At 60.3% G+C, this 23177-nt stretch carries 22 protein-coding genes and 1 tRNA gene; 10 read left to right on the forward strand and 13 right to left on the reverse strand.

The features are described 5' to 3' along the window. Nucleotides 1-11 precede the first annotated feature (11 nt). The 3 genes from CYJ07_RS10595 to CYJ07_RS10605 all read right to left on the reverse strand — a co-directional run bounded on the left by CYJ07_RS10595 (nt 12) and on the right by CYJ07_RS10605 (nt 2448). Complete coding sequence (locus CYJ07_RS10595) at nt 12-1085, reverse strand: COX15/CtaA family protein (protein WP_231489602.1); 1074 nt, start codon at nt 1083-1085, stop codon at nt 12-14. An 84-nt stretch (nt 1086-1169) separates the two neighbouring features. Continuing rightward, the gene (locus CYJ07_RS10600; protein WP_231489603.1) at nt 1170-1706 is read right to left on the reverse strand and encodes a hypothetical protein; all 537 of its coding nucleotides are present in this window, start codon (nt 1704-1706) and stop codon (nt 1170-1172) included. A 37-nt stretch (nt 1707-1743) separates the two neighbouring features. Next, a complete protein-coding gene (locus tag CYJ07_RS10605) occupies nt 1744-2448 on the reverse strand; it encodes an SURF1 family protein (RefSeq protein WP_331280926.1) in 705 nt (234 codons plus the stop codon). A gap of 43 nt (nt 2449-2491) precedes the next feature. On the opposite strand from CYJ07_RS10605, the gene CYJ07_RS10610 reads away from it, so the two are divergent. Further along, entirely contained in the window at nt 2492-2689 is a 198-nt protein-coding gene (locus CYJ07_RS10610) for a DUF2909 family protein (protein WP_104203676.1), read from the forward strand. Nucleotides 2690-2732: 43 nt separating this feature from the next. Here the strand turns inward: CYJ07_RS10610 and CYJ07_RS10615 are convergent, their stop codons facing one another. The 5 genes from CYJ07_RS10615 to CYJ07_RS10635 form a co-directional block, all read right to left on the reverse strand. Beyond that, nucleotides 2733-3590 (reverse strand): cytochrome c oxidase subunit 3, encoded by an 858-nt coding sequence (locus CYJ07_RS10615; protein WP_104203677.1) that lies wholly within the window; start codon nt 3588-3590, stop codon nt 2733-2735. Beyond that, nucleotides 3587-4180: a cytochrome c oxidase assembly protein gene (locus CYJ07_RS10620; protein ID WP_104203678.1), complete on the reverse strand. Its 594-nt coding sequence runs from the start codon at nt 4178-4180 to the stop codon at nt 3587-3589. The genes CYJ07_RS10615 and CYJ07_RS10620 overlap by 4 nt, the downstream gene beginning before the upstream one ends. A gap of 52 nt (nt 4181-4232) precedes the next feature. Then, a complete protein-coding gene (ctaD, locus tag CYJ07_RS10625) occupies nt 4233-5870 on the reverse strand; it encodes a cytochrome c oxidase subunit I (protein ID WP_104203679.1) in 1638 nt (545 codons plus the stop codon). A 74-nt stretch (nt 5871-5944) separates the two neighbouring features. Then, a complete protein-coding gene (coxB, locus tag CYJ07_RS10630) occupies nt 5945-7063 on the reverse strand; it encodes a cytochrome c oxidase subunit II (protein ID WP_104203680.1) in 1119 nt (372 codons plus the stop codon). Between the two features lie 182 nt (nt 7064-7245). After that, nucleotides 7246-7419, reverse strand: a complete 174-nt coding sequence (locus CYJ07_RS10635) for a DUF2970 domain-containing protein (RefSeq protein WP_104203681.1) — start codon at nt 7417-7419, stop codon at nt 7246-7248. A gap of 206 nt (nt 7420-7625) precedes the next feature. On the opposite strand from CYJ07_RS10635, the gene CYJ07_RS10640 reads away from it, so the two are divergent. From CYJ07_RS10640 to CYJ07_RS10650, 3 genes are all read left to right on the forward strand, one after another. Continuing rightward, complete coding sequence (locus CYJ07_RS10640; RefSeq protein ID WP_104203682.1) at nt 7626-7982, forward strand: hypothetical protein; 357 nt, start codon at nt 7626-7628, stop codon at nt 7980-7982. 169 nt (nt 7983-8151) lie between these two features. Further along, a tRNA-Pro gene (locus CYJ07_RS10645) sits at nt 8152-8228 on the forward strand. A 614-nt stretch (nt 8229-8842) separates the two neighbouring features. Next, the gene (locus tag CYJ07_RS10650; RefSeq protein WP_197038317.1) at nt 8843-10510 is read left to right on the forward strand and encodes a methyl-accepting chemotaxis protein; all 1668 of its coding nucleotides are present in this window, start codon (nt 8843-8845) and stop codon (nt 10508-10510) included. A gap of 1096 nt (nt 10511-11606) precedes the next feature. Here CYJ07_RS10650 and CYJ07_RS10655 read toward each other — a convergent pair. Beyond that, on the reverse strand, nt 11607-12620 hold the full coding sequence (locus tag CYJ07_RS10655) for a TerC family protein (protein WP_104203684.1): 1014 nt from the start codon (nt 12618-12620) through the stop codon (nt 11607-11609). Between the two features lie 281 nt (nt 12621-12901). Between CYJ07_RS10655 and CYJ07_RS10660 the strand changes: the two genes are divergently transcribed. Next, nucleotides 12902-13075 carry a YqaE/Pmp3 family membrane protein gene (locus CYJ07_RS10660; RefSeq protein ID WP_104203685.1) on the forward strand — a complete coding sequence of 58 codons (174 nt, stop codon included), beginning with the start codon at nt 12902-12904 and terminating at the stop codon, nt 13073-13075. Nucleotides 13076-13361: 286 nt separating this feature from the next. Here CYJ07_RS10660 and CYJ07_RS10665 read toward each other — a convergent pair whose 3' ends face one another. Next, on the reverse strand, nt 13362-14138 hold the full coding sequence (locus CYJ07_RS10665) for a Crp/Fnr family transcriptional regulator (RefSeq protein WP_104203686.1): 777 nt from the start codon (nt 14136-14138) through the stop codon (nt 13362-13364). Nucleotides 14139-14657: 519 nt separating this feature from the next. Between CYJ07_RS10665 and CYJ07_RS10675 the strand changes: the two genes are divergently transcribed. Continuing rightward, nucleotides 14658-14876 (forward strand): hypothetical protein, encoded by a 219-nt coding sequence (locus CYJ07_RS10675; protein ID WP_104203688.1) that lies wholly within the window; start codon nt 14658-14660, stop codon nt 14874-14876. 272 nt (nt 14877-15148) lie between these two features. On the opposite strand, the gene CYJ07_RS10680 is transcribed toward CYJ07_RS10675, so the two are convergent. Beyond that, entirely contained in the window at nt 15149-15886 is a 738-nt protein-coding gene (locus CYJ07_RS10680; protein ID WP_104203689.1) for a Crp/Fnr family transcriptional regulator, read from the reverse strand. Between the two features lie 784 nt (nt 15887-16670). Between CYJ07_RS10680 and kduD the strand changes: the two genes are divergently transcribed. The 4 genes from kduD to CYJ07_RS10700 all read left to right on the forward strand — a co-directional run bounded on the left by kduD (nt 16671) and on the right by CYJ07_RS10700 (nt 21076). Next, the gene (kduD, locus tag CYJ07_RS10685; RefSeq protein WP_104203690.1) at nt 16671-17423 is read left to right on the forward strand and encodes a 2-dehydro-3-deoxy-D-gluconate 5-dehydrogenase KduD; all 753 of its coding nucleotides are present in this window, start codon (nt 16671-16673) and stop codon (nt 17421-17423) included. 269 nt (nt 17424-17692) lie between these two features. Further along, entirely contained in the window at nt 17693-18442 is a 750-nt protein-coding gene (locus CYJ07_RS10690) for an SDR family oxidoreductase (protein WP_104203691.1), read from the forward strand. A 111-nt stretch (nt 18443-18553) separates the two neighbouring features. Then, complete coding sequence (locus CYJ07_RS10695) at nt 18554-19405, forward strand: fumarylacetoacetate hydrolase family protein (RefSeq protein WP_104203692.1); 852 nt, start codon at nt 18554-18556, stop codon at nt 19403-19405. A gap of 30 nt (nt 19406-19435) precedes the next feature. Further along, nucleotides 19436-21076 (forward strand): UxaA family hydrolase, encoded by a 1641-nt coding sequence (locus CYJ07_RS10700; protein WP_104203693.1) that lies wholly within the window; start codon nt 19436-19438, stop codon nt 21074-21076. Between the two features lie 184 nt (nt 21077-21260). Here CYJ07_RS10700 and nanR read toward each other — a convergent pair whose 3' ends face one another. Beyond that, entirely contained in the window at nt 21261-21974 is a 714-nt protein-coding gene (nanR, locus tag CYJ07_RS10705) for a transcriptional regulator NanR (RefSeq protein WP_104203694.1), read from the reverse strand. 131 nt (nt 21975-22105) lie between these two features. Further along, nucleotides 22106-23176 carry an Ldh family oxidoreductase gene (locus CYJ07_RS10710; protein WP_104203695.1) on the reverse strand — a complete coding sequence of 357 codons (1071 nt, stop codon included), beginning with the start codon at nt 23174-23176 and terminating at the stop codon, nt 22106-22108. Between the last annotated feature and the right edge of the window lies 1 nt (nt 23177).

Consider the following 23177-nt stretch of genomic DNA (forward strand, 5'->3'; position numbering starts at 1 on the left):
TGGTCAGTGCGTTAGACATGCACCCACTCCTTATCCCTTCGTGTCGAATCCTCGGCTTCCTCGAGCGGCTCGCGCCAATGCCACACGGCAAGTGCCAGTAACAGCACAAGCGACAGGGCCCCGGCCGTATGCAGAAGCGCTAACCACAAGGGAAGCCACATCAGGACGTTGGCAATTCCCAAGCCCAGCTGAACACCATAGGCAATCACCAGCCCACCGAGCCAGGGACGCATGCGCGCCTGCGGCCAATGACGCACCGCCAGACTCACCAGAACCAGCCCCAGCAGCAGGGCGCCAAGCCGATGGCCGTGATGAATGGCCACTCGGGCATCGGCGTGCAACTGACCATGCAGGTAGTTGGGCCCCACTGTCTGTGTCAGATGGAACCCCTCGCTCCAGTCCATCTCGGGCCACCACTGGCCGTTGCATGTGGGAAACCCCTGGCAGGCGATGCCGGCGTAATTGCTCGACACCCACCCCCCCAGAGCCAGCTGCAGGACCAGCAGCGCCACGGCCGCCATCCACAGCGGCGTCAGCCGGCGCTTCGGCACGGTGGTTTCGCCCCTGACGAAACGGCGCAGCCCGAGATGCAGCCACAGGAAAAGCACCAATACCGAAAGCCCTCCCAGCAGATGCATGGTCACCACTTGCGGCCACAACTTGAGCGTCACCGTGAAGGCGCCGAAGGCGCCCTGCAGCAGGATCACGCCGAGCAGGGCCACGCTGGTCTTCCACGGATAACCAGGGGTGTGGCGCAGCCCGGCACCCAGCAGCAGCAGGCCGATCACCAGCAGTCCGAGCGTGGATGCGAGATAGCGATGAATCATCTCGACCCAGGCCTTGAAGGCTTCCAGGGGCGCATGCGGCGAATGGAGCGAGGCGCGTTCGGCATCCGGCACCACCAGCGCGCCATAGCAGCCGGGCCAGTCGGGGCAGCCGAGGCCGGCATCGACCAGGCGCGTCCAGGCGCCGATCAGAATCACGACGCTGGTAAAGGCGATGCCCACCAGGCTGAGGCTCAACAGCAGGCGTAGCCGGCGAACACGCGCCGTATCGGAAAGAGTTGGCATCGATGCACCCTGCATGAATGGCATCCTTGATCCTGTCATGTCTCGAATCGACCTTGCCATAACGCTTGTCGAGCCGCGAGGCGGCTGGGCAAGCTGACTTCAACGCGGGTCGCCATCCAGCTCCTCTACCGCACGCTGATCGGGGTTACGTTTCAGCAGATGGGTCAGGTCGTCCAGGACGTCACGCTCCGCGACGCCATCGCCGTAGCGCAACACCACCCGCCCTTGCGGATCGAGTAGCCAGACAGCGCCCGCCGCCTGCCATTCGGGCTTTTCCCTCCAACGGGTGGCCGCCTCTCCCGGTAGGGCTTCGGCGCTGCCGCCAATCCTCAGCCGCGTGACGCGCGGCGCCTCGCGGCCCAACGCCCGATGCAGACGCCACCAGCGGTCGGCCTGGGTTTCGCAGTCACGCGTGCAGTCGAATGCCAGCACCCAATCGCCGCCATCGAACGAATCCTGTCGCTCAGCCAGCGGCCACTCCGTCAAAGATGGCACGGGTGGAGCCAGCTCACCATGCGCGGTGTGTTGTTCGGGAATACCGATGCGCCAGTGCAGCATGATCCACGCCGTCAACATCGGCAGGGCGAAGACGGCAATCAAAGCCAGCAGCTTCAAGCGCTGATGGCGAGTATTCATGGCTTCCTGCACAACATTCCCCCGTAAGACTTACCGATCACTCATCACCTTCCTGAGGGGAGTCACCTCGCGCATGGCGTCTATCCTTGGCCAGCCGACGCCCACCGATGATCATCACCGCCAAGGCCGCCAGAGCCAACCCCCACCATTGGATGGCATAGCCGACATGGCGACTGGGCGGCACCACGTTGGGCGTCCACCAGGGCTCCAGACGCCCCGGGCCCTGCTCGAGATGCAACCAGCCATCATGAGCAAAGCCGCCCGGCAGATCCCAAGCGGAGAGGTCCAGGCGCTGCAGGCGCATGCCCTCCCGGTTGGGCCCGAAAAGCGGCGGCGCATCACCCGCGGCCTGCCAGCGCCCGCGCAGCCTGACTTCACCCACCGGCGTCTCGGCCTCCGGCGTGGCCCGACTCGGCCCGGTCGGCAGGAAGCCACGCTGCACCAACCACAGGCGCCCATCCTCACCTCGCAGCGGCGTCAGCACCGCCACCCCCAGTTGCCCATCATGGGTGCGATTGTCGAGAAAAAGGGTCGCATCGGCCAGGTACTCGCCTCGCAGGATCAGGTGAGAACCGGGCGGCGGCGCCTCCTCGGGAGCTTCCAGCGTTGGCGCCGCATCGAGCCGGGCGAGATAGCTGCGCTTGTCGTCGGCCCGTTCCCACTGCCATAGTCCAAGAAATAACCCCAATGCCACCAGCAGCGACCAGAGCAGATACCACACGCTCGATCGCCAGCGGGGCAAGCGCTTTCCAGGCATCGCCCCCTGACCTCCAACGGAGTGACCCATGTTTCTCAAGACCTTGATAGCCGTCGTGTTCCTGGCCATGTTAGCCAGTCTGGCAGCCGGCGTCGGCTTTCTGTTGCGCGACGACAGTCAGTCGCGTCGGCTCCTGGTGTCGCTCAAGATTCGCGTCACGCTCGCCGCGCTGCTTCTCGCCCTGCTGTTCTACGGCTTCTTTTTCGGCAGCCTGGGCGAAGCTTGACCCAGGCCATCCTCGGCCGCCTCGCTCTTCGCCCGGGCTAGCGTCAGAATACGTAAACGGTGAGGAACAGGCCGACCCAGACCACATCGACGAAGTGCCAGTACCAGCTGGCCGCCTCGAAGCCGAAATGCTCTTCGGGTGTGAAATGGCGACGCACGATCCGCGCCAGCATAACGATCAGGATAATCGTACCGACGATGACATGAAGCCCATGGAAGCCGGTCAGTATGAAGAAGGTTGCGCCATAGATGCCGGCTTCCAGGGTGATGCCGTAATGGGTATAGGCTTCGTAGTATTCGACACCTTGAATGGCAATGAAACACAGACCCAGCAGCACGGTGCCGGCGAGCCAGTTGCGACAGACCTTGCGCTGGCCCTCCTTGAGCGCCTCGTGGGCAACGGTCAGGGTAATGCTGGAAGAGATCAGGATCAGCGTGTTGACCAGCGGCAACTGCCAGGGGCTGAACACCTGAGCCGGGCCGGCGATGGAGGAATCCGGCGGGCTGATCAACGGCCAGTGTGCGGTGAACTCGGGCCAGAGCAGTGCCGTGGCGCCCTTGGTACCCTCGCCGGCCAGCCAGGGCACGGCAAAGAAGCGGATGTAGAACAAGGTACCGAAGAAGGCGGCGAAGAACATCACTTCGGAGAAGATGAACCAGCCCATTCCCCAGCGGAAGGAACGATCCATCTGCGCGTCGTACAGTCCCTTTCGAGACTCGACGACGACATCGCGGAACCACAGCGCCATTACCGCCAGGACACCCGCCAAGCCAATCAGCATGACGATGCTACCACGATCGTGAACCAGCATCATGCCGGTCCCGATCATCATCACCCCAAGGGCCAAAGAGCCCAGCGCGGGCCACTTGCTGGTTGCCGGGACATAATAACTGCCACTCATGCCTCTTCTCCTTGTTTGGTCTGGACATCCGCCTGAAGCGGCTCACTCCTGCCCTCGATCGGATAGAGGGTATAGACCAGGGTGACGGTACCGACCTCGGGAGGCAGGTCGCGATCCAATTGGAACACCAGCGGCAACTCTAGCCGCTCTCCCGCCTGCAATTGCTGCTCCTCGAAGCAGAAACAGCTCGCCTTGCGCACATGGCGCGTGGCCGTGGAAGGCGAGACGCTGGGAACCGCCCGCCCCCAACTCACTGCATCGCTCTGATTGACGAAAGTGAAATACACTTCGGAGGTCTGCCCCGGGTGCAGGCGAACCTGACGGGTTTCCGCCTCCATCCGCCACGGCAGCCCCGATCCGCTGCGCGTGATGAACTGCACGGTAACCGTACGGGATTCATCGACATCCTCGTGAACGAGGGCCTGCGCGGTGGTATCGACCTTGCCGTTGATGCCCGTCACCTTGCAGAAGACGTCATACAACGGCACCAGGGCGAAGGCGAAGGCGAACATGCCGGCCAGCGCAGCCACGCTACGCCAGACCGTGCGCTTGACTCCCACCTGACGCTCATCCGTCTCGTTACGAACCATGCGTCACTCCTGCTCACGTTCCGGCCCCAACATCTCGGCCGGAAGCCCGCACTCAATGCGCCGGGCGATGAAAGGTCGGCGGCGTCTCGAAGGTATGCAGCGGGGCCGGGCTCGGCACGCTCCACTCGAGATCGTCCGTGTAATCGCCCCAGGCCCGTGCCGGCGCCTTCTGACCACCCCGCACGCAGAGCACGATCACCGCGACGAACAGCAACTGGGAGAAGCCGAAGATGAACGACCCGACCGAGGACGCCAGATTGAAGTCGGCGAACTGCAACGCATAGTCGGGAATGCGTCGCGGCATGCCGGCCAGCCCCGAGAAATGCATGGGGAAGAAGGTCAGGTTGACGCCGATCACCGAAAGCCAGAAGTGCCACTGGGACAGACGCAAGTTCGGATAGTGTCCGGTCCACTTGGGCAGCCAGTAGTAGGCCCCCGCCAGAATGGCGAAGAGAGCCCCCGGCACCAGCACGTAGTGGAAGTGCGCCACCACGAAGTAGGTATCGTGATACTGGAAATCGGCTGGCGCGATAGCCAGCATCAGGCCCGAGAAGCCGCCGATGGTGAATTGCACCACGAAGGCCAGGGCGAACAGCATCGGCGGCTCGAAGCTGATCGAACCGCGGAACATGGTCGCCACCCAGTTGAAGACCTTCACCCCGGTGGGTACCGCGATGAGCATGGTGGCGTACATGAAGAACAGCTGACCAACCAGCGGCATCCCCACGGCGAACATATGGTGCCCCCACACCAGGAACGAGAGAATGGCGATGGCGGCGGTCGCGTATACCATGGAGGCGTAGCCGAACAGACGCTTGCGGGCGAAGGTCGGGATGATCGCCGAGACGATGCCGAACGCCGGCAGGATCATGATGTAGACCTCGGGGTGACCGAAGAACCAGAACAAGTGCTGGAACAGCACCGGATCACCGCCCCCCGCGGCATTGAAGAAATTGGTGCCGAAGTTGATGTCCATGAGCATCATCGTGACCACCCCGGCAAGCACCGGCATGACGGCGATCAGCAGGAAGGAAGTGATCAGCCAGGTCCATACGAACAGGGGCATGTCCATCAAGCGCATGCCCGGCGCGCGCATGTTGAGGATGGTGGCGATGATATTGATCGCCCCCAGAATCGAACTGATACCGGCGATATGCAGCGACAGGATGAAGAACGTCGTCGACGGCGGCGCGTAGACGGTCGACAACGGCGCATAGAAGGTCCAGCCGAAGTTGGGGCCGCCACCGGGCATCAGCAGCGTGGAAAGCAGCAGCCCAAAGGCCACCGGCAACAGCCAGAAGCTGAAGTTGTTGAGGCGCGGCAATGCCATGTCGGGGGCACCGATCTGCAGCGGTATCATCCAATTGGCCAAGCCGGTGAACGCCGGCATGATCGCCCCGAATACCATGATCAGACCATGCATGGTGGTCATCTGGTTGAAGAATTCGGGCCTGACGAACTGCAATCCCGGCTGGAACAGCTCAAGCCGGACCACCAGCGCAAAGATGCCGCCAATGAAGAACATGGTGAGCGAGAAGATCAGGTATAGGCTGCCGATCTCCTTGTGGTTGGTGGTCAGCAGCCACCGCAATATGCCCTTCGGGGGGGCGTGATGGGCATGTCCATGCCCGGCTTCCGCGGCGGTGCTGCTCTGCTCGAGAATCGGTTGAGGAGGTACCTTGGGGGCCATCGGACTACTCCATAAACAAGGTCTTGTTATCGCGCATCGCGTCAGGGGGCACGGCGCTCGCGCCGTGCCCGCCATCACTCTTCCAGCTGTTCGGCAATGTCCGAGGGTTGAATCACATCCCCGGTCTCGTTGCCCCAGGCGTTACGCGTATAGGTGATAACCGACGCCAGTTCGACGGGGTTGAGCGTGTTGCGGAACGCCGGCATGGCGGTTCCGGACACGCCGTTGAGGACGGTGTCGATATGCCAGTCGGCATCCTCGATCAACTGCTGGTTGCCGGCCAAGGCCGGGAAGGCCGGCGGCGCGCCCTGACCCTCTGCCTGGTGGCAGGAAGCACATATGCTGCCGAAGACGCCTTCGCCGCGCTCCATCAGCTCATCCATACCCCACTCCCGGTCGACGCCCATGGCCTCCTCAGCCGCCGCTTCCTTGCGCTCGGCGAGCCAGGAGTCGAACTCCTCCTCCTCGACGGCGTGCACGACGATCGGCATGAAGCCGTGGTCGACACCACAGAGTTCGGCACACTGACCCCGGTAGATACCGGGCTCCTCGATGCGCACCCAGTTCTCATTGACGAAGCCGGGGATGCTGTCCTGCTTGACGGCCAGATCGGGCACCCACCAAGCATGCATGACATCATCGGAGGTGAAGAGGAAGCGAACCTTGCGATTGATGGGAAGCACGAGCGGATCGTCCACTTCGAGCAGGTAGTGCTCACCTCGCTCTTCCTCGCCGTTGATCTGCGCCCTGGGCGTGGCCAGGTTCGAATTGAAGGAAACGTCTTCGCCGAGATACTCGTAGCGCCAGCGCCACTGCTGCCCCGTGACCATGACGTCGAGATCGGCATCGGAAGGATCGTAGATCTTCTGGAGCGTTGCGGTGGCAGGCACCGCCATGCCGATCAGGATCAGCAGTGGAATCGCTGTCCAGATGATCTCGACGGTGGTGTTCTCGTGAAAATTGGCTGACTTGGCGCCCTTGGAGTGGCGATAGCGAAACAGGGAATAGAACATCGCCCCGAACACGACCACCCCGATGACCACACAGATCCAGAAGATGGTCATGTGTAAGCCATAGATTTCGCCACTGAGGCTCGAAACCCCAACGGGCATGTTCCAGCCTCTAGCCAGAGCCACCTGGCTCGAGCCAACAAGAGCCAAGACCCCTGCCAGCCAGACGAGCAGAGTCCGCATCGACGCCTCCCGAGTTTGTAGTTGTCTAGATAACGGCAGCCCCGAGTGTCAGGGATCGGGGGCTCTCATCCTTGGAGAACATTAGCCGCTTCTTTATCGAGTATAGAGATCAAATTTTGAAAGTCACTGCCTTCGCCTACGCCTTCTGGCTAACGCGCCAATCAACGCAACGTCGGCTGCCATCAGCCTGCCGCAAGGACGGCCACCAGCGCAATCAGCCCCACCAGTACCGCCGCCAGCACGATCCCTGTGACGATGAATGCAACCGGATTCCCCTTCTCGAAGTCCTTGAGTCGCTGCTGCTCACGCTGCACGCCAAGGAAGGCGGCCAGTACGGATTTGATGACTTCCCACATGCCAAGCTCCCTATCCAGCTCGTACCAGCGATTCCAGCCGTACCAACAAAGCATGCCATGAACGGGGCGTAAAGAGACATGTTTCGGAAACGCAAAAAATTCATAACGCAGCGCAGCAAAAAACATGGGGCCGCGCAGGCCGTGGGCTACACTCAGATCAGTATCCTCACCCGGCTAACCAAGGCTGCCCACGATTGGAGACTCCCATGCCCAGCACCCTGTCATCCGAGGGCCTCACCCCCGCCCTAGCAGTCTCACAGCCGATGGTGGCGTGGTGGTCGCGACAATGCATGCAGGGCTTCACTCCCTTGACCCGTGTCCAGCTCGCCTGGATGGAGTGCGCCTGCGAGACGTTGCAGCAGGAGGCGCGCTTCCTCGCCGCCCTGGCCGAAGCCGGCCAGCGGTTCGAGCACTGCTATAACAACCACGGCAGCGATCCCGTCAAGATGGGCGAGTGCTATCAGGAACTGGCACGGGAGGTGGCCGAACAGCAGATGGAACGCCTGAAGCAGGTCGCCTCCTTGCCCCACGAGCTTCGCAGTCGAATCTGGGAAGAGCTCTGATTGACACAGAACCGCGGTCGGCATTTGGGACGCACGGTCGGGCCATGCAGCGGTAGGCGATAGGCAAGCTTCTGAAAGGAAAGTACAAAGGAGGCTTTTCATTTATCTGCGAACGCGCTAGTATACGCCTCGTTCTGAGGGCGCCGGTCGAACCGGAAGTCCTAAGTATCGGAGCGTGGCGCAGCTTGGTAGCGCGCTGCAATGGGGTTGCAGAGGTCGCAGGTTCGAATCCTGTCGCTCCGACCACGAACACCAAGAGAAACCGCCGCTTACGGGTCATGCCGGGTGGCGGTTTTTCGTTGATGGTAAAATTCTCGCAAAATCCTGGTAACACTACGCGCCTGCAACACCGACCCAGGCAGAGAACTTCAGGCTTTCGGCGCAGCTAAGGCATGCTTGCTCTCATGGACCACATCACTGGGAATCGGCACTCGCGGTTACGGAAGCACGTCCTACCCCTACCCCTACTCCGATTACGGAGACCTTCGGGTCGATGAGATCGCGGCGATCTCTGATGGCGACACCTTCACTGCCAACATTTATGAATGGCCGCCTATTATCGGCGCGCGCAACGCATTGCTGGTTTTGGATTTTCTATCGGCTGTTCTTAAGGTCGAACCACAGGGATAACAGCCAGCCTACCCTTCGCCATTCACGCTTCCTCTGGGCCTACGTTCAGTATTGCTTCACTTAGATAGCATTTGGCCGCCAATCAAGCCGTTTTTGCTAGCAATATGCCAAAACGCTTATTCAAAAGCTTCTACTCTTAAGTTTTCTTTGCTATCGCCGAAGCTAGGCATGCTCGCGATAAGCCAGTCTGCGCAAGCATTTCACAACTCAAAATGAGAATGAGAATTAGAATGAGTATTTCGATAAAAGCCAGAGTCGTTCTTCTTTGCGTCCTGCTAGCCGGTCTTCTCCTTGCTATAGGAGGATTCAGTCTACATAGCATGAATAGCATAGAGCGCTCTATGGAAGATCTATATATAGAGCGCTTAGTCCCGACCCGCCAACTCGGGCGTATTAATGCTCTGATGCGTGACAATCAAATGTTGCTCGGAATGCTCTCCAGCCATGACCCACGGCTCGAAGAGAGTGCCCGCTTCGAAGAGGATACCCAAGAATTTCTAGAGAGGATTCGCAGTAACTCAGAGGAAATAAGTGCCGTATGGGAGCGTTACATGACCTCTTACCAAACCCACGAAGAACGGTTACTAGCCGATGAGTTTAGCGATCTGCGCGCAGCCTTTTTGGATGAGGGTCTAGGCCAAGCCATGCGGCTCTATGAGGAGAAAAATTACCGTGCAGCTAACATCGTCATGTATCGCACGGCCACGCCACAATTTTATGCCGCAAACGTTCCCTTACAGGAATTGATTCTTTTGCAGGACACGGTAGCCGATGAGCTCTTCACCAAAGCCCAGGCCACCGGGCAAAATAATATTAAAATTAGCCTTATAGCTATGCTGGCCTCACTTATTGTTGCCAGCGCTCTCGGCTGGTGGATCACGCGCTCAATCGACCGCCCGCTGAAGCGTATGATGGGTTATTTTTCAAGAATGGCTGATGGCAAGTTGGATAACCATATCCAGATTGACTCCAGAGACGAGATTGGCCAAACGCTTGTGATGCTAGACAATATGCAATCCCAGCTACGCCAACTCATTCTGTCTATCCAACAATCGGCAGAAAGCATTGCCACGGGAGCCGGGCAGATCGCGGCGGGCAATACCGATTTGTCGCAACGAACCGAGGAACAAGCCTCGAGCCTTCAGGAAACCGCCACCAGCATGGAGCAAGTGGCTAGCACCGTAGCCACTAACACAGAGAATACTGCCGAGGCCAACGAGCTTGTGCAACAAACCCGTGTTTCAGCCACTGACGGAGGTGACAAAACACGCCTGGCGATCGGCAAGATGCAGGAGCTCACCGAGAGCTCTAGCAAGATTAATGGTATTATCGCAGTCATCGACAGCATCTCTTTTCAAACAAATATCCTGGCGCTCAATGCTTCTGTAGAAGCTGCCCGCGCCGGCGAGCAGGGCCGCGGGTTCGCCGTTGTGGCTCAGGAAGTGCGCAAATTGGCTCAGCGCTCCGCAGATGCTGCCAAGGAAATCCAGCAGCTGATAAACGTAAATGCTGACATTGTTAACGTAGGCAGCCAGTACGTAGGCGAAGCGGGCTCGGTTATGCAAGAAATTCTTGATCGTGTACAGAAAGTGTCTTCTTTAATGGAGGAAGTTACCCGAGGATCAGAACAGCAGACTGCAGCGGTCGGTCAAGTGAGTATTGCTGTTAATCAAATGGACGAAGTCACACAACATAATGCCGCCTTGGTGGAGCAGACCGCTAATGCCTCAGCTTCGCTGGAGCAGCAAGCACAAGACCTTCAGCGTGCCGTTGACTACTTTGATGTGGGCGATGCAACGGAAAACACCCCTTCAAAACTCCTAAAACGCGATCCCAAACCAGAACGCCAGCCGGTAGCCCGTCAGAAGGCAGAAGAGGCGGAATGGGAGACCTTCTAAATAGTTAGGCAGGTTATATCGAACTTGCACAAGCCCATCCTCATGGTGGGCTTGTGTTCTTAGAAGGAACTATCTTGGCCTTAACTCCACAAGGCCTCCTCCGTTCCCAAATGATGTTCACTTCGTTGGCTGAGTACTTCACGCACCTTAACTCTCCAGTGTTGCATAGCTGTGCGCCTAAAACATTGCTGTAAAGCAGACACATACAGTATATATACTCCGTATGGTCGAAGCTCAGGACCTTGACAACGGCGGCCGCCAGCACCAGCCCAGACACATGAAAGCCCAGCCGATTATGGGCGGGCCTCTCCCGCTGCATCTCCCTTGACCCCATAACACCACAGTCTATTTCCATGGCCTCCTCGCAGATGCCCTATCCTGAATTGACTGCCACAGCCATTGGGAGCTGCATCATTATGAATCAGCCATATTTTGTGGGGCTTTCCTCGAACGGTGAACACCCAAAGCAACCGCCTCGCCCAGAGGAGAATCCGACCCCGCCTGATCCCCTTCCGGATGAGCAACAGCCTCAGCAGCCTCCTCGTCCCGAAGACGAACCCAACAAACAGCGGCCTCACGACATACCGCCCTTTCCCAAGCCACCTATTACTCCAGGCTGAATATCGCTTCACCGGGTCCCGCCGAGGGTACGATCAAGGTCCAGGCACGCAAAGGGCCCGACCGATAACCGGCCGGGCCCCTCTCGTTGCGCCTTCCTGCACTCCTGTTCCTTGGTATGCCTTCCCTGGCACACGCTCATCCTGCCATCTTCGAGGTCAGGCAGGACAGATGAAATCTGTGAGCCTTCGCCCCTCCGCATTGTGCGAAATCGCTTACAGCATGGGCTCTCGGTTATATCCAGACACGGCTGAACGGCCGTCCCGTCGGCGTGCTCTCAAATAACGATGGTTGCGTAGCTCTATGGAGACATGTCAGCCCGAGCGAAGGCAGTGATCGAGGATTTCCCCCGGCGTCGAACCTTATAGCATCGATGAAATGTGTGCCATTAAATCGGCTTACCAGTCAGGCTTTAGCAGAGCACGCTAAAAGACAGAGGGGCCTCTGCGGCCCCTCTTACTCAATTGCGTCTGCTCGTTTAACTTTTACGTTTACCGTCCGGCTTGGAGTCACTCTTGGGCGGGCTACCCGGTACCCACCATTGATTCGCTATTTGCTCAGCTTTTTCGACAGGTAGGCTGCGTGTCTTCCAGATAGAGAACAGAATCGAACCACCAATGAGTACAGCGGTGATCAACAGAGCTACTTCGGTAGGAATCACCTTGGTACCAAACCAAGCGTTGAGCACCATCTTCATCCCCACAATAACTAGGACCAGTGATAAGCCATACTTTAAATAATGGAAACGGTGGATGACACCCGCCAAAGCAAAGTAAAGCGCTCTAAGACCTAGAATTGCAAATACATTCGAGGTGTAGACGATGAAGGGGTCCGTCGTAATGGCAAAGATTGCCGGAATGGAATCCAAGGCAAAGACCACATCGGTCAGCTCGATTAAAATCAAAACCAAGAACAAGGGGGTCATGTAACGCACCTTATCCTTGATCACAAAGAAACGGTTACCCTCGTAGCCTTCAGTCACTCTGAAGCGGCGGCGCATGAAACGAACAATACGGTTGTTATCTACGTCTGGCTCCTGCCCAACGGTTACCAACATCTTTATACCGGTGACGATGAGGAACGCGCCGAAAAGATAGATAACCCAGTGGAAGGCATCGATCACGGCTGCTCCTACCAGGATCAATGTGGCTCGCATCACCAGCGCACCCAGAATGCCCCAGAATAGGACCCGATACTGGTACTGATGCGGTACGGCGAAGTGGCTGAATATCAGCACAAAGACAAAAATGTTATCAACACTCAGGCTCTTTTCGATCAGGTAACCCGTCAGGAATTGATACCCTTCCGCCTCGCCCATGAAGACGAACATGCCGCCCGCGAAGATCATCGCGAGCACTACATAGCCTAGACTCAGCCATAAGGCGTGCCTCACCGTGATCTGTCTTTCTCCGCGATGCAACACTCCAAGATCGAGTGCGAGTAACCCTACGACAAACAGGTTGAAGCCCACCCACATCCAGACCGTATCCATTCCCTACCTCTCTCTCAGGCCGCCGAATAGCGGCACAAGCCGATCGTGCCACACTCGGGCCCAAGCAATCACTAGGATTCGCACGGCAAGCGGCGCCTGAGGAGCGCCAACCGTCGCCCAGCAATGAGCCTTCATGGCTTTTCACCTCGTGGGCACCCCATGCAGCTTTCATATTGCAAAGTGCTTGACTTTCGAAACCAAACGTCAAGCCCCGCAGACAGAGCCTGGAGATGCGCTAGACTAGAGGCAGGATCAGGAGCGTCACCATCAAGGAGGAAGTCATGGCTTTAACCGCAACAGACCCCATCAAAGCAATCTTCGCCGTCTTGTTACCGCCAGTCGGCGTGTTTCTGGAGGTCGGCCTGAAGGGCCACTTCTGGCTGAACATACTGCTTACGATGCTGGGCTTCATCCCGGGCATCATTCACGCTTTCTACGTCATCCTGAAACACTAGCCGTAGGCGTAAAGCCCAGGTGGCCGGCGTCTTGAGCCTTGTTCTCCACTACAACGGCACGGCCAGCACAAGGCGGCGCGGGGCTTCGTACCCAGCCGGCCAACGTTGGGCATGTGATAGGCCACGCCATACGGCTGGGTTTGCAGAGAGATCGCAGGTTTGAATCCTGTCGTTCCCTCCATGAACTGCACAGACCGCCACTCACGGGCCATGCCCGGTGGCGGTTTTTCGTTGTGGGCTACTGGCGCTACGGCCAGGTTGTACGGGGCATGCATGCTGGCAACGGCTAACTCCACTGCTGTCCCTGGCTTTTACTAGGGTGTAGGTCACGCCTCTCCCCCAGGTGAAGGTAGAGAGGGTCGAACTCACCCGCTTCCCGCAGCTTCTCCCAGTTAGGGACCGTCAGTTCCGCCTTTTTACTCTCGATCAGGCCATTGGCACGAAGAGCCTGGAGAACCCGGTTCATGTGGACCGGGCTCATGCCAGTCGCGTCTGCAAGCTCAGTCTGAGTAATGGGCAGGTCAATGGGGCTGTTATCAGCAAGCCCCACCGCCTTCAGGCGCACCACGAGCTCGCAAAGAAGATGGGCGATCCGGGTGTAGGCATCGCGTTGTCCGTTATTCAGCATCCACTCTCGGATGATTGAGGCATGTGCCAGCGTCTCGCGCCATAAGGCAGCAGTAAGGCGGGGATACCGCTCGCATATACGGTATATTTCTTCATGCTGAATGAGCCCGACCTTGCAGGGGCTGACCGGGGCAATACTCATATCCATAACCTTCAGATGCAGGCTTTGCAGGTCCGGCAAGTCACCGGGAACATGCAAGGCCAAAATCTGGCGATTGCCCGCGGAAGTCACCTTGTACATACACATGAAGCCTTCCAGGATCAAGCAGCACCGGGTCGGGCTCTCTCCGATGCGAACGAGGTCTTCATCGGGCTTAAGGGCTTTTCCCTGCACTGGCAATTCCTGAAGTGCCTGCTTCTCCTCGTCGGTGAGGGGGAAGATGCTATCCAGCTTACGGATCATCAGGGTATTGGGAGAATAAGAGCTTACGGTCATGCTTGGACTCCCTATCTTGGCAGGACTGAAGCCCTCTGCAACAGTGTCTCTGCTCGTCTAACGTGAACGAACTTCCTATTCCAGTCCCAAATCATGCTTCATGTGCGGGGTATATAGCCAGCCGTCATACGCAGGTGCAGCTCAATGGTAGAGCCACACCAACGGCCGCTTTGCTTTGCCTATCAGCGCCCTACCGCTGTCCCTATCTGATACATCGACGATGTCCAACGGCTCCCGGCGCCAGCCGTTGAGGATCTGGTGAAAGCACCTACCCCAGACACACAGACCCGGCCGCTTCGCAAGCGGTTCCACCCCATACATCTCTCCCCCTGGCACGCCACGTCATATCCCATCCTCCTTGACGCCCATTCATATGCGCTACCCTAAAGGCCCTACGAAGCTAATGGGGGTGGCAAGCATGATCTACAGTAATCGCAAGCATCGACAATACGCAGGCACAGTGACGGTAGCTTCAGGCGGCCCTGTGTCTCAGCGAGAAAATCGGCACAGGAGATGGGCATGCAAGATATAAGACGTCTTGAGGTCGGCATGACCACAAAGATTGGCACAGATCAGGTGAAGGAGCCTGAGGTGGGCAAGGAGTATGTCCGGGGGTTCGATTCCAATAGCTGGTTGCTGTTTACCGAGGACCCGGCTGAGGATCGCCCAGTTGTCGTTCGCATTGACAGTATCGAGGGCGATGTGTGCCACTGCACGGTCACGAGAAAGCTAAGCTGACAGAAGCGCACCGCGCGCCTCGCCATCTGGCAAATCGGCGATTGCCCAGCGACTCCACCGCTAGCTGTCGAGGTTTCGGCGCCAGCAACAGACCTGGACAAGCGAAGGGCCCGACCGATAACCGGCCGGGCCCGTCCCGTTGCAAAGCCTCTTCCTTGACGCACTTACCAGCATGGCAGTTTCGAGCGAACCATGATGACTCAATTTTGTGCTCTATCGACCATCCACCTTGTGCGTTGAGTGCAGCGCTATGGAAAAAGGAAGGCTTATGCTTACTGGCCCCCTTTCAGATGAAGGTAGAGAGGATCGAAGTCACCCGCTGCCTTCAATTTTTCCCAATCAGGGACAGTCACCTGCGTACCCTTGGTCTGTATCAAACCATCGGCACGAAGCGCCTGATAGACACGATTCATGTGAACCGCGCTGATGCCCAGTGCGTCCGCCAGCTCAGCCTGGGTAATCGGCAGGTCGAAGGTACTGTTCTCGACAAGGCCCACCACCTCCAGGCGCACCAGAAACTCGCAGAGAAGGTGGGCCATCCGAGTGTAGGCCTCGCGCCTTCCAACGTTGAGCAGCCACTCTCGAAAGATCGAGGCGTCAACCAGCGTCTCGCGCCAAAAGGCAGCGGTAATGCTGGGATAGCGCTCGCATATCTGGAGCAAGTCCCTGTGCTCGATGAACCCGACTGTGCAGGGGCTGATCGGAGCAAGGTTGTTGTCCATAAACCTCAGGTGCAGGCTTTGCAGGTCCGGTATGTCGCCGGGGACATGCAGGGCCATGATCTGGCGATTGCCCTCCGACGTCACTTTGTATATGCAGGTGAAGCCTTCCAAGATCAGGCAAGACTGGGATGGGCGGTCGCCGACGCGCACAATGTCCCGATCCTCCTTGAGAACGGTAACCTGAACCGGCAAGTCCAAAAGAGCCTGCTTCTCCTCGCTTGAGAAGGTGAACGTGTTTTCCAACTTACTGATCATCAATAGGTTGGGTGAGCGAGGATCATCGGTCATGCTTGCGCTCCATACCGGTACAAAGAAGCTCCCTGGCCATAACGCTGCCCGTCTGACGACAAGAACCTTACGCTCTAGCCCAGATCTTATTATGGTGCACTAGCCGACGGCTGACCAAACGGCAGCTGAGCTGATCCTCACCCCAGCACACCTTCACTACCTGACCTGCCCCTTGCGAGCCCAGCATATCCGCCTCGCTTGACTCATGAGCTGAGGGCAACCATACCTAGAGAGCATATTCCCCAGGATAAGGAAGTCGAATGGGTGCGTTCGGGTCGCGGTTCGAGACCGAGGCGTCCAGCAACGACGAGCGTGAACGGCAGCAGCTTACCCAATGAGAAGCGCTTACTGCGGGCATGGAGGTCTGTATGAAGAAGTGGTTAGGATTAGCCATTGCGAACTGGCTGAGAAAGCCAGCGAACCGCACCAAGGTGAAAAACGCCTGGCGTGGGTTTAGTGGGAAGAAGCCCAATAATCGCCCGCCGGGCCCGCCGGGCAAAGACCCGAATCGTCAACCCGGTAATCGTCCCGACTAGTTCGCCCCATTCCTGCCAATACATGCGCCCTGCGGGCCTGTCCGAAGGGCGCATGCCGGCTCCCGCCCCCCTTTTTTTCGCCAGATACACTCACCCGCCTCATTCGCCAGGCTCACAAAGCCTCAGCGCCTACCCCTATCCCGTTCGCCGCCTCACAATGAGGCCGGGGCCAATGGTCTTATCCAATGGCCCCGCACGGTCCATACTGACGAACCGCCAATGCCGTAATCTCAACAAAGGAGACACGCATGACACGGTTTTCACTTGAGGGTCGGGTCGCCATGGTCACAGGCTGCAACAAGGGACTCGGTCAGGGTATCGCCATGGCGCTTGCTGAGGCGGGGGCCGAGATCATCGGGGTCAACCGAAGCGAGGCACAAGCCACAAGGAAGAAGGTCGAGTCGCTGGGTCGACGTTATCACCACGTCGAGGCGGAATTGGGACATGACCGAGCGGAGGAGATCGTCGCCCGCGCACTGGAGCACACCGACCGTGTCGATATCCTGATCAACAACGCCGGCATGATTCGCCGCGCTCCGGCACTGGAGTTCAGCGAGGACGACTGGGATGCGGTGATCGACGTCAACCTGAAGGCCGCCTTCTTCCTCAGCCAGCAAGTGGCGCGCCATTGGGTGGCGCGCAAGGTGCCGGGGCGCATCGTCAATGTCGCCTCGGTCCTGTCGTTTCAGGGCGGCATCCGCGTGCCATCCTACACCGCCAGCAAGAGCGGCATTCTCGGACTGACGCGCCTGCTGGCCAACGAATGGGCCGCCCACGGCATAACCGTCAATGCCATCGCGCCGGGCTACATGGCCACGGACAACACCCAGGCCCTGCGTGACGATCCACAGCGCAGCGCCGAAATTCTCGGCCGCATACCCGCCGGTCGCTGGGGCACGCCTGAGGACCTGGCGGGTGCAGCAATCTTTCTCTGCTCGGATGCGGCGAGCTACGTCAACGGTCACGCGCTGGCTGTCGATGGCGGCTGGCTGGCCCGCTGAGCGCACAGCGAGCACTTTCTCCTGCATCGCGGCGGGCTCCGGCTCGCCGCATTGCCGTGCCGGCAGGGCTGCAGCACAGCAGCCCAGTCGTACCTCCGATACAGCCGCAGCCCGCAGCCCGCAGCCCGCAGCCAAGCCCAGTCACACCGAAGCGGTGTTGCATTTCCATCGAACTGGACCATAATCGGGATAAACGTCAGGCTAGTATCCTGTCATACCAGCATGAACCAAGGCACGCTTCCGACAACCACAACACACGGAACCCCGCCATGCGACTGCACGACAAGACGGCCCTGGTCACCGCCGCCGGTCAAGGCATCGGCCAGGCCACCGCGCAACGTTTCGCCCGGGAGGGTGCGCGTGTCATCGCCACCGATATAGATCCTCAAAAGCTGGAAGCGTTACGCGGGGTCGAAGGCATCGAGACCCGCCGCCTCGACGTTCTCGACCCCGGCGGGATCAACGCCTTGGCGGCGGACATCGACGCGCCGGACGTGCTGTTCAATTGCGCCGGCCACGTGGCCAGCGGCAGCCTGTTGGAGTGCAGCGAAGAGGACTGGGAGCTTTCCCTGGCACTGAACGTCACCGCCATGTACCGCCTCATACGCGCCCTGCTTCCCGGCATGCTTGCGCGGGGCAGCGGCAGCATCATCAACATGGCCTCGGTGGCCTCGAGCTTGAAGGGAGTGCCCAACCGCTTCGCCTACGGCACGTCCAAGGCCGCGGTGATCGGCCTGACCAAGTCGGTGGCCGCCGACTACGTGGCCCAGGGTATCCGTTGCAACGCTATCTGCCCGGGCACGGTCGACTCCCCTTCCCTGCGCCAGCGCATACACGACCAGGCCAACCGGGAAGGACGCTCGGAGGCGGAAGTGTTCGACGCCTTCCTCGCCCGGCAGCCCCTTGGCCGACTGGGCACAGCCGATGAGATCGCCGCGCTCGCCACCTATCTGGCAGCCGACGAATCGGCCTATACCACCGGCACGGCACATATCATCGACGGTGGCTGGCTAACCTGAACAAGGCAACCGGTGCAGCGCTCGCCGCACCGGCGATTATCCGCAAGACCGTTACCGGCACGAAGACTCTGGAATCGACGTCTTTAGAAATCGACGACAAGGAAACCGATCATGAAACTGCTGCGCTTTGGCCCGAAGGGACAGGAAAAACCCGGCCTGCTCGATGCCGACGGCGTTATCCGCGATCTCTCGGCCCATTTGCCCGACCTCGGTGGCGCCTATCTCGGCCGGGCACGGCTTGACGTGGTGGCCGCGCTCAATCCCGCCGACCTCCCGATCGTGTCCGCCGACACTCGCCTGGGCCCTTGCGTGGGCGGAGTCGGCAAGTTCATCTGCATTGGTCTCAACTACTCCGACCACGCCGCCGAGACCGGCGCCGAAGTCCCGCCGGAGCCAGTGGTGTTCAACAAGTGGACCAGCGCCATAAGCGGCCCGAACGACGACGTGCTGCTGCCGCGGGACTCGCAGAAGACCGACTGGGAAGTCGAGCTCGGCGTGGTCATCGGCAAGGCCGGGCGCTACATCGATGAGGCCGACGCCCGGGCTCACGTGGCCGGCTACTGCGTGGTCAACGATATCTCCGAGCGCGAGTACCAGCTCGAGCGCAGCGGCACCTGGGACAAGGGCAAGGGCTGCGATACCTTCGGCCCGCTGGGCCCCTGGCTGGTCACACCGGACGAGGTGCCCGACCCTCACGACCTGGCGATGTGGCTCGAGGTGGACGAGCACCGCTATCAGGACGGTAGTACCCGCACCATGGTCTATCGCATACCCTATTTGATCAGCTACCTGAGCCGCTTCATGAGCCTGCAACCGGGCGATGTCATTTCCACCGGCACCCCGCCCGGGGTCGGCATGGGCCAGAAGCCGCCGGTCTACCTCAAGCCGGGTCAATGCATGCGCCTTGGCATCGAGGGTCTTGGCGAACAGCAACAGACGGTAGTCTCCGACGAAGTGCTTTGAGACCCCATACCGCCTTAGCAGGAGCTTGCCATGACCCACGCCATCGCCAGCGACGCCGGCCGACTCGCCACCCTGCGCGTTCACGCCGCCGATAACGTGCGCGTCGCCCTGAAGGACCTGCCGGAAGGGGTCGAGATCGAGGACGACGGCCGTCGTATTCGCCTTGTCGAGCCGATCCGCCACAAGCACAAGTTCTCCCTGGCTGACCTGGCCGAGGGCGACAGCGTGATCATGTATGGTGTCACGGTGGGCCGGGCAACCCGCCCCATTGCCGCGGGTGCCGCCATTACCACCGCCAATACCGAGCACAGCACGGCCACCGAGAAAGCGGCGACACGCCAAAAGCACTGGCAGGCTCCCGATGTTTCCGCTTTCAGCGGCGCAAAGTTCGATGGCTATCACCGGCCGGACGGTCAGGTCGGTACCGCCAATGTCTGGCTGGTGGTGCCGCTGGTCTTCTGCGAGAACCGCAACATCGAGGTGCTGCGCCAGAGCGTAGCCGATGCGCTGGGCGAGGACCCCTATCGCGACTACAAGCGCCTGGCCAGGGAGCTACTGCACGGGCAAGCCGAAGAAGAAACGACGCTGCCCCCTCGTGAGCGGCTGTTTCCCAACGTCGACGGGGTGCGCTTCCTGACGCATACGCTGGGCTGCGGCGGCACCGACGACGACACTCAGGCGCTATGCCAATTGCTGGCCGGCTACATCTGTCACCCTAACGTGGCTGGCGCCACCGTACTGAGCCTGGGCTGCCAGAAGGCGCAGATCGAGCTGCTGCAACAGGCAGTGGCCGAGCGCGACCCCGACGGCTGGCGCCCGGTCCACTACCTGGAGCAACAAGCCAGCCACAGCGAAGAGGCCTTGATCCGCGAGGCGTTGACCACGATCTTCGACGGACTGCGACAAGCCAACCAGGTGGAGCGCTCACCCGCCCCGCTGTCGGCGCTCAACCTGGGCGTGGAATGCGGCGGTTCCGACGGCTTCTCCGGGCTCTCGGCCAACCCCTTGGTGGGCGCCGTGGTGGATCGCCTGGTCGCCCTGGGCGGCAGCGGTGTCTTGAGCGAATTTCCCGAGCTATGCGGGGTCGAGCACGAACTGCTGGCCCGCTGTCGCGACGAGCGCGTGGCCGAGCGGTTCCGTATCCTGATGGAAGCCTACCAACAGCACGCCGCCCGAGTCGGGGCCGACTTCTCGATGAACCCCTCGCCGGGCAACATTCGCGATGGTTTGATCACCGATGCCATGAAGTCCGCCGGAGCAGCCAAGAAAGGCGGCGACAGCCCGGTGGTCGACGTGCTCGACTACACGGAGCCGCTACACCACAAGGGCCTCAACCTGCTCTGCACCCCCGGCAACGACGTCGAATCGACCACCGCCCTGGCCGGTTCGGGCGCCAACCTGATCCTCTTTACCACCGGTCTGGGCACACCCACCGGCAACCCGGTCGCACCGGTGCTGAAGATCGCCAGCAACAGCGAGTTGGCCAACCGCATGGCCGACGTGATCGATTACGACGCGGGGCCGATCATTCGTGGGGAAGCGCAGATCGAGGAACTGGCCGTCGAGCTCCTGCAGCTGTGCATCGATGCCGCTTCGGGGCGCTATACGCCCAAGGCGGTGGGGCTGGCGCAGTATGATTTCATTCCCTGGAAGCGCGGCGTCTCTTTATAGTGGTATAACGTGGCTGCGCTCGGCCATACGGCGTTAAAAATCGGCTCAAGGTACTCATTTACAGCTTGTAAACTCCGTCCTTTCGCAGATTTTTGCCTTGTCTGGCCTTTGCTCGCCTACGTTCTCATGGTTTATGGAACATATGTCACGTGCGAAGCGAGCCTGACCGACGCGCAACTGATCGTTACTCCAGACGCTTCTTGAGCTTCATATAGGTCCCATAGTGCCGGTCGAGGTGGCGGCGCATGGCAGCCTCGGCGGCATCGGGGTCGCGAGATTCGATCGCCTCGACGATCTCGGTATGCGCGGAAAGCGCCGCCTTGTCCTCGTCCTTCTGCTGCAGCACCTGGGCGCGACGGTCGTCGAGCCATTCGGAGAGCGCCACATGAATGGCGTCGAAGATGGGGTTGCGACCAATGCTCGCCAGCACGCCATGAAAATCGTTGTCGGAGCGCTTGAAGCGCGCCTCGTCGCCCACGGCATCCCGGTTATCGGCCAGGGCGTCGCGCAGGCGCTGGAGATCCTCTTCGCCGGCATGCCGGGCGGCGTAGCGCGCCAGCGAGATCTCGAACATGGCCCGCGCCTCCTGGAAATACTGCTGCCCTTCCGGCCGTGACAACAGCTGCCGGGTGACGCCGGAAAGGCGCGCCATGACCGCCTCGGCGGTGGGTCGTATCACCCGGGCACGAGTGCCGCTGTTGATGGCGATCAGCCCAAGCTGCTGCAGATGGAAAAGCGCTTCTCGCACGGCGGGACGGCCGACGCCGAACTGCTCCATCAGTTCGCGCTCCGAGGGCAGCTGGTCGTTCTCCTTCAGCCGCCCTTCGAGGATCTCCGCCTCGAGCTGTTCGGCCACCTGCTCCGACAGCGTCTTGCGCTCCACCTTGTATCGACTCATGCAATGCAACTCCTGGCCTGCCAATCCGAGCCCCACGCGGACCCGGCCACTATGTTACTGCATCCTTGCACTCACTTGCGGCCACTCGTTCGCGCAGCCACTCGCTCTTGCAGTTACATGGATCGCGCGATCTAGGGCAGAGCGGGAATCGAGAGCTCCTCCGCCAGCTCGGCGTAGGCCACCACGTTTGCGGAATCGAGCGGAATACCCTCGGCATCGCGCTGTGCCTGGCAGCGCCACTCGCGGTCGCCGGGTGCCAGCACCTCCCTCCCCTCCAGCGCGGGCTGGGCGCGCAGATCCGCCAGGTAATCCAACATGCCGCGATCATAGACATCACGCTCGACGAAGGCGTCGGGGCGCATGACCAGGAAGAAATGCCCCACCCCTCTCGGCGTACTCATGTCGTCACCGCTCATCGGCAGCATGCGAAAGCCATGAACCATGCCGGTCAGCGTCGCGCTGAGCACCTCCACCATGCCGGCGAGCCCCGCCCCCTTGAAACCGAAATCGGCTCCACCCAGTGGCAGTAGCGAAACGGCCCGCGCGGCATCGACCGTCAGCTCACCCTCGGCGTCCGCCGCCACACCAAGCGGCAATTCCCGCTCGATGGCGGCGTACTGCTTGACCCGGTTCCAGGGAATCGAACTGGTTGCCATGTCGAGCAGATAAGGGGGCTGATCGGGCACCGGTGCGGCGAAGGCAATGGGGTTGGTGCCATGGAAAGGGCGTTGCCCGTGGTGCAGGCTGACCAGGGCGTCGGCAGTGCAGACCGACAGCCCGACGTAGCCTCGCCGGGCCGCCTCCAGCGCATAGCAGCCCGCCGCACCGAAGTGCGAGGAACGGCCGACGGCCACCGCGCCGATGCCGATCTCATCGGCCATGGCGATGGCGTGCTCGATAGCGGTATAACCGGCCAGATGGCCGAAGCCGTCGTCGGCATCGAGGGAGCCGGTTCCCGGCAGGCGCCGGGTGAAGCGCATGGCGGGACGCGGATTGATTCGCCCGCCTTGCACCGCACGCACGTAGTGCGGCAACAGGCGCAGCCCATGGCTGTCGGTACCCATCCGCGATGCGGTGACCAAGGCCTGGGCAACCGCGTTACGCGAGGCGTCGTCGACCTCGCAGCGTGCCAGGGCACGCTGCATGAAGGCTTGCAGTTCAGCACCCGCCACGCGTGTGGCGGGTCCGTCGGATCGAGGCATT

It is taken from the genome of Billgrantia saliphila (genome assembly GCF_002930105.1).
Taxonomy (GTDB): domain Bacteria; phylum Pseudomonadota; class Gammaproteobacteria; order Pseudomonadales; family Halomonadaceae; genus Halomonas; species Halomonas saliphila.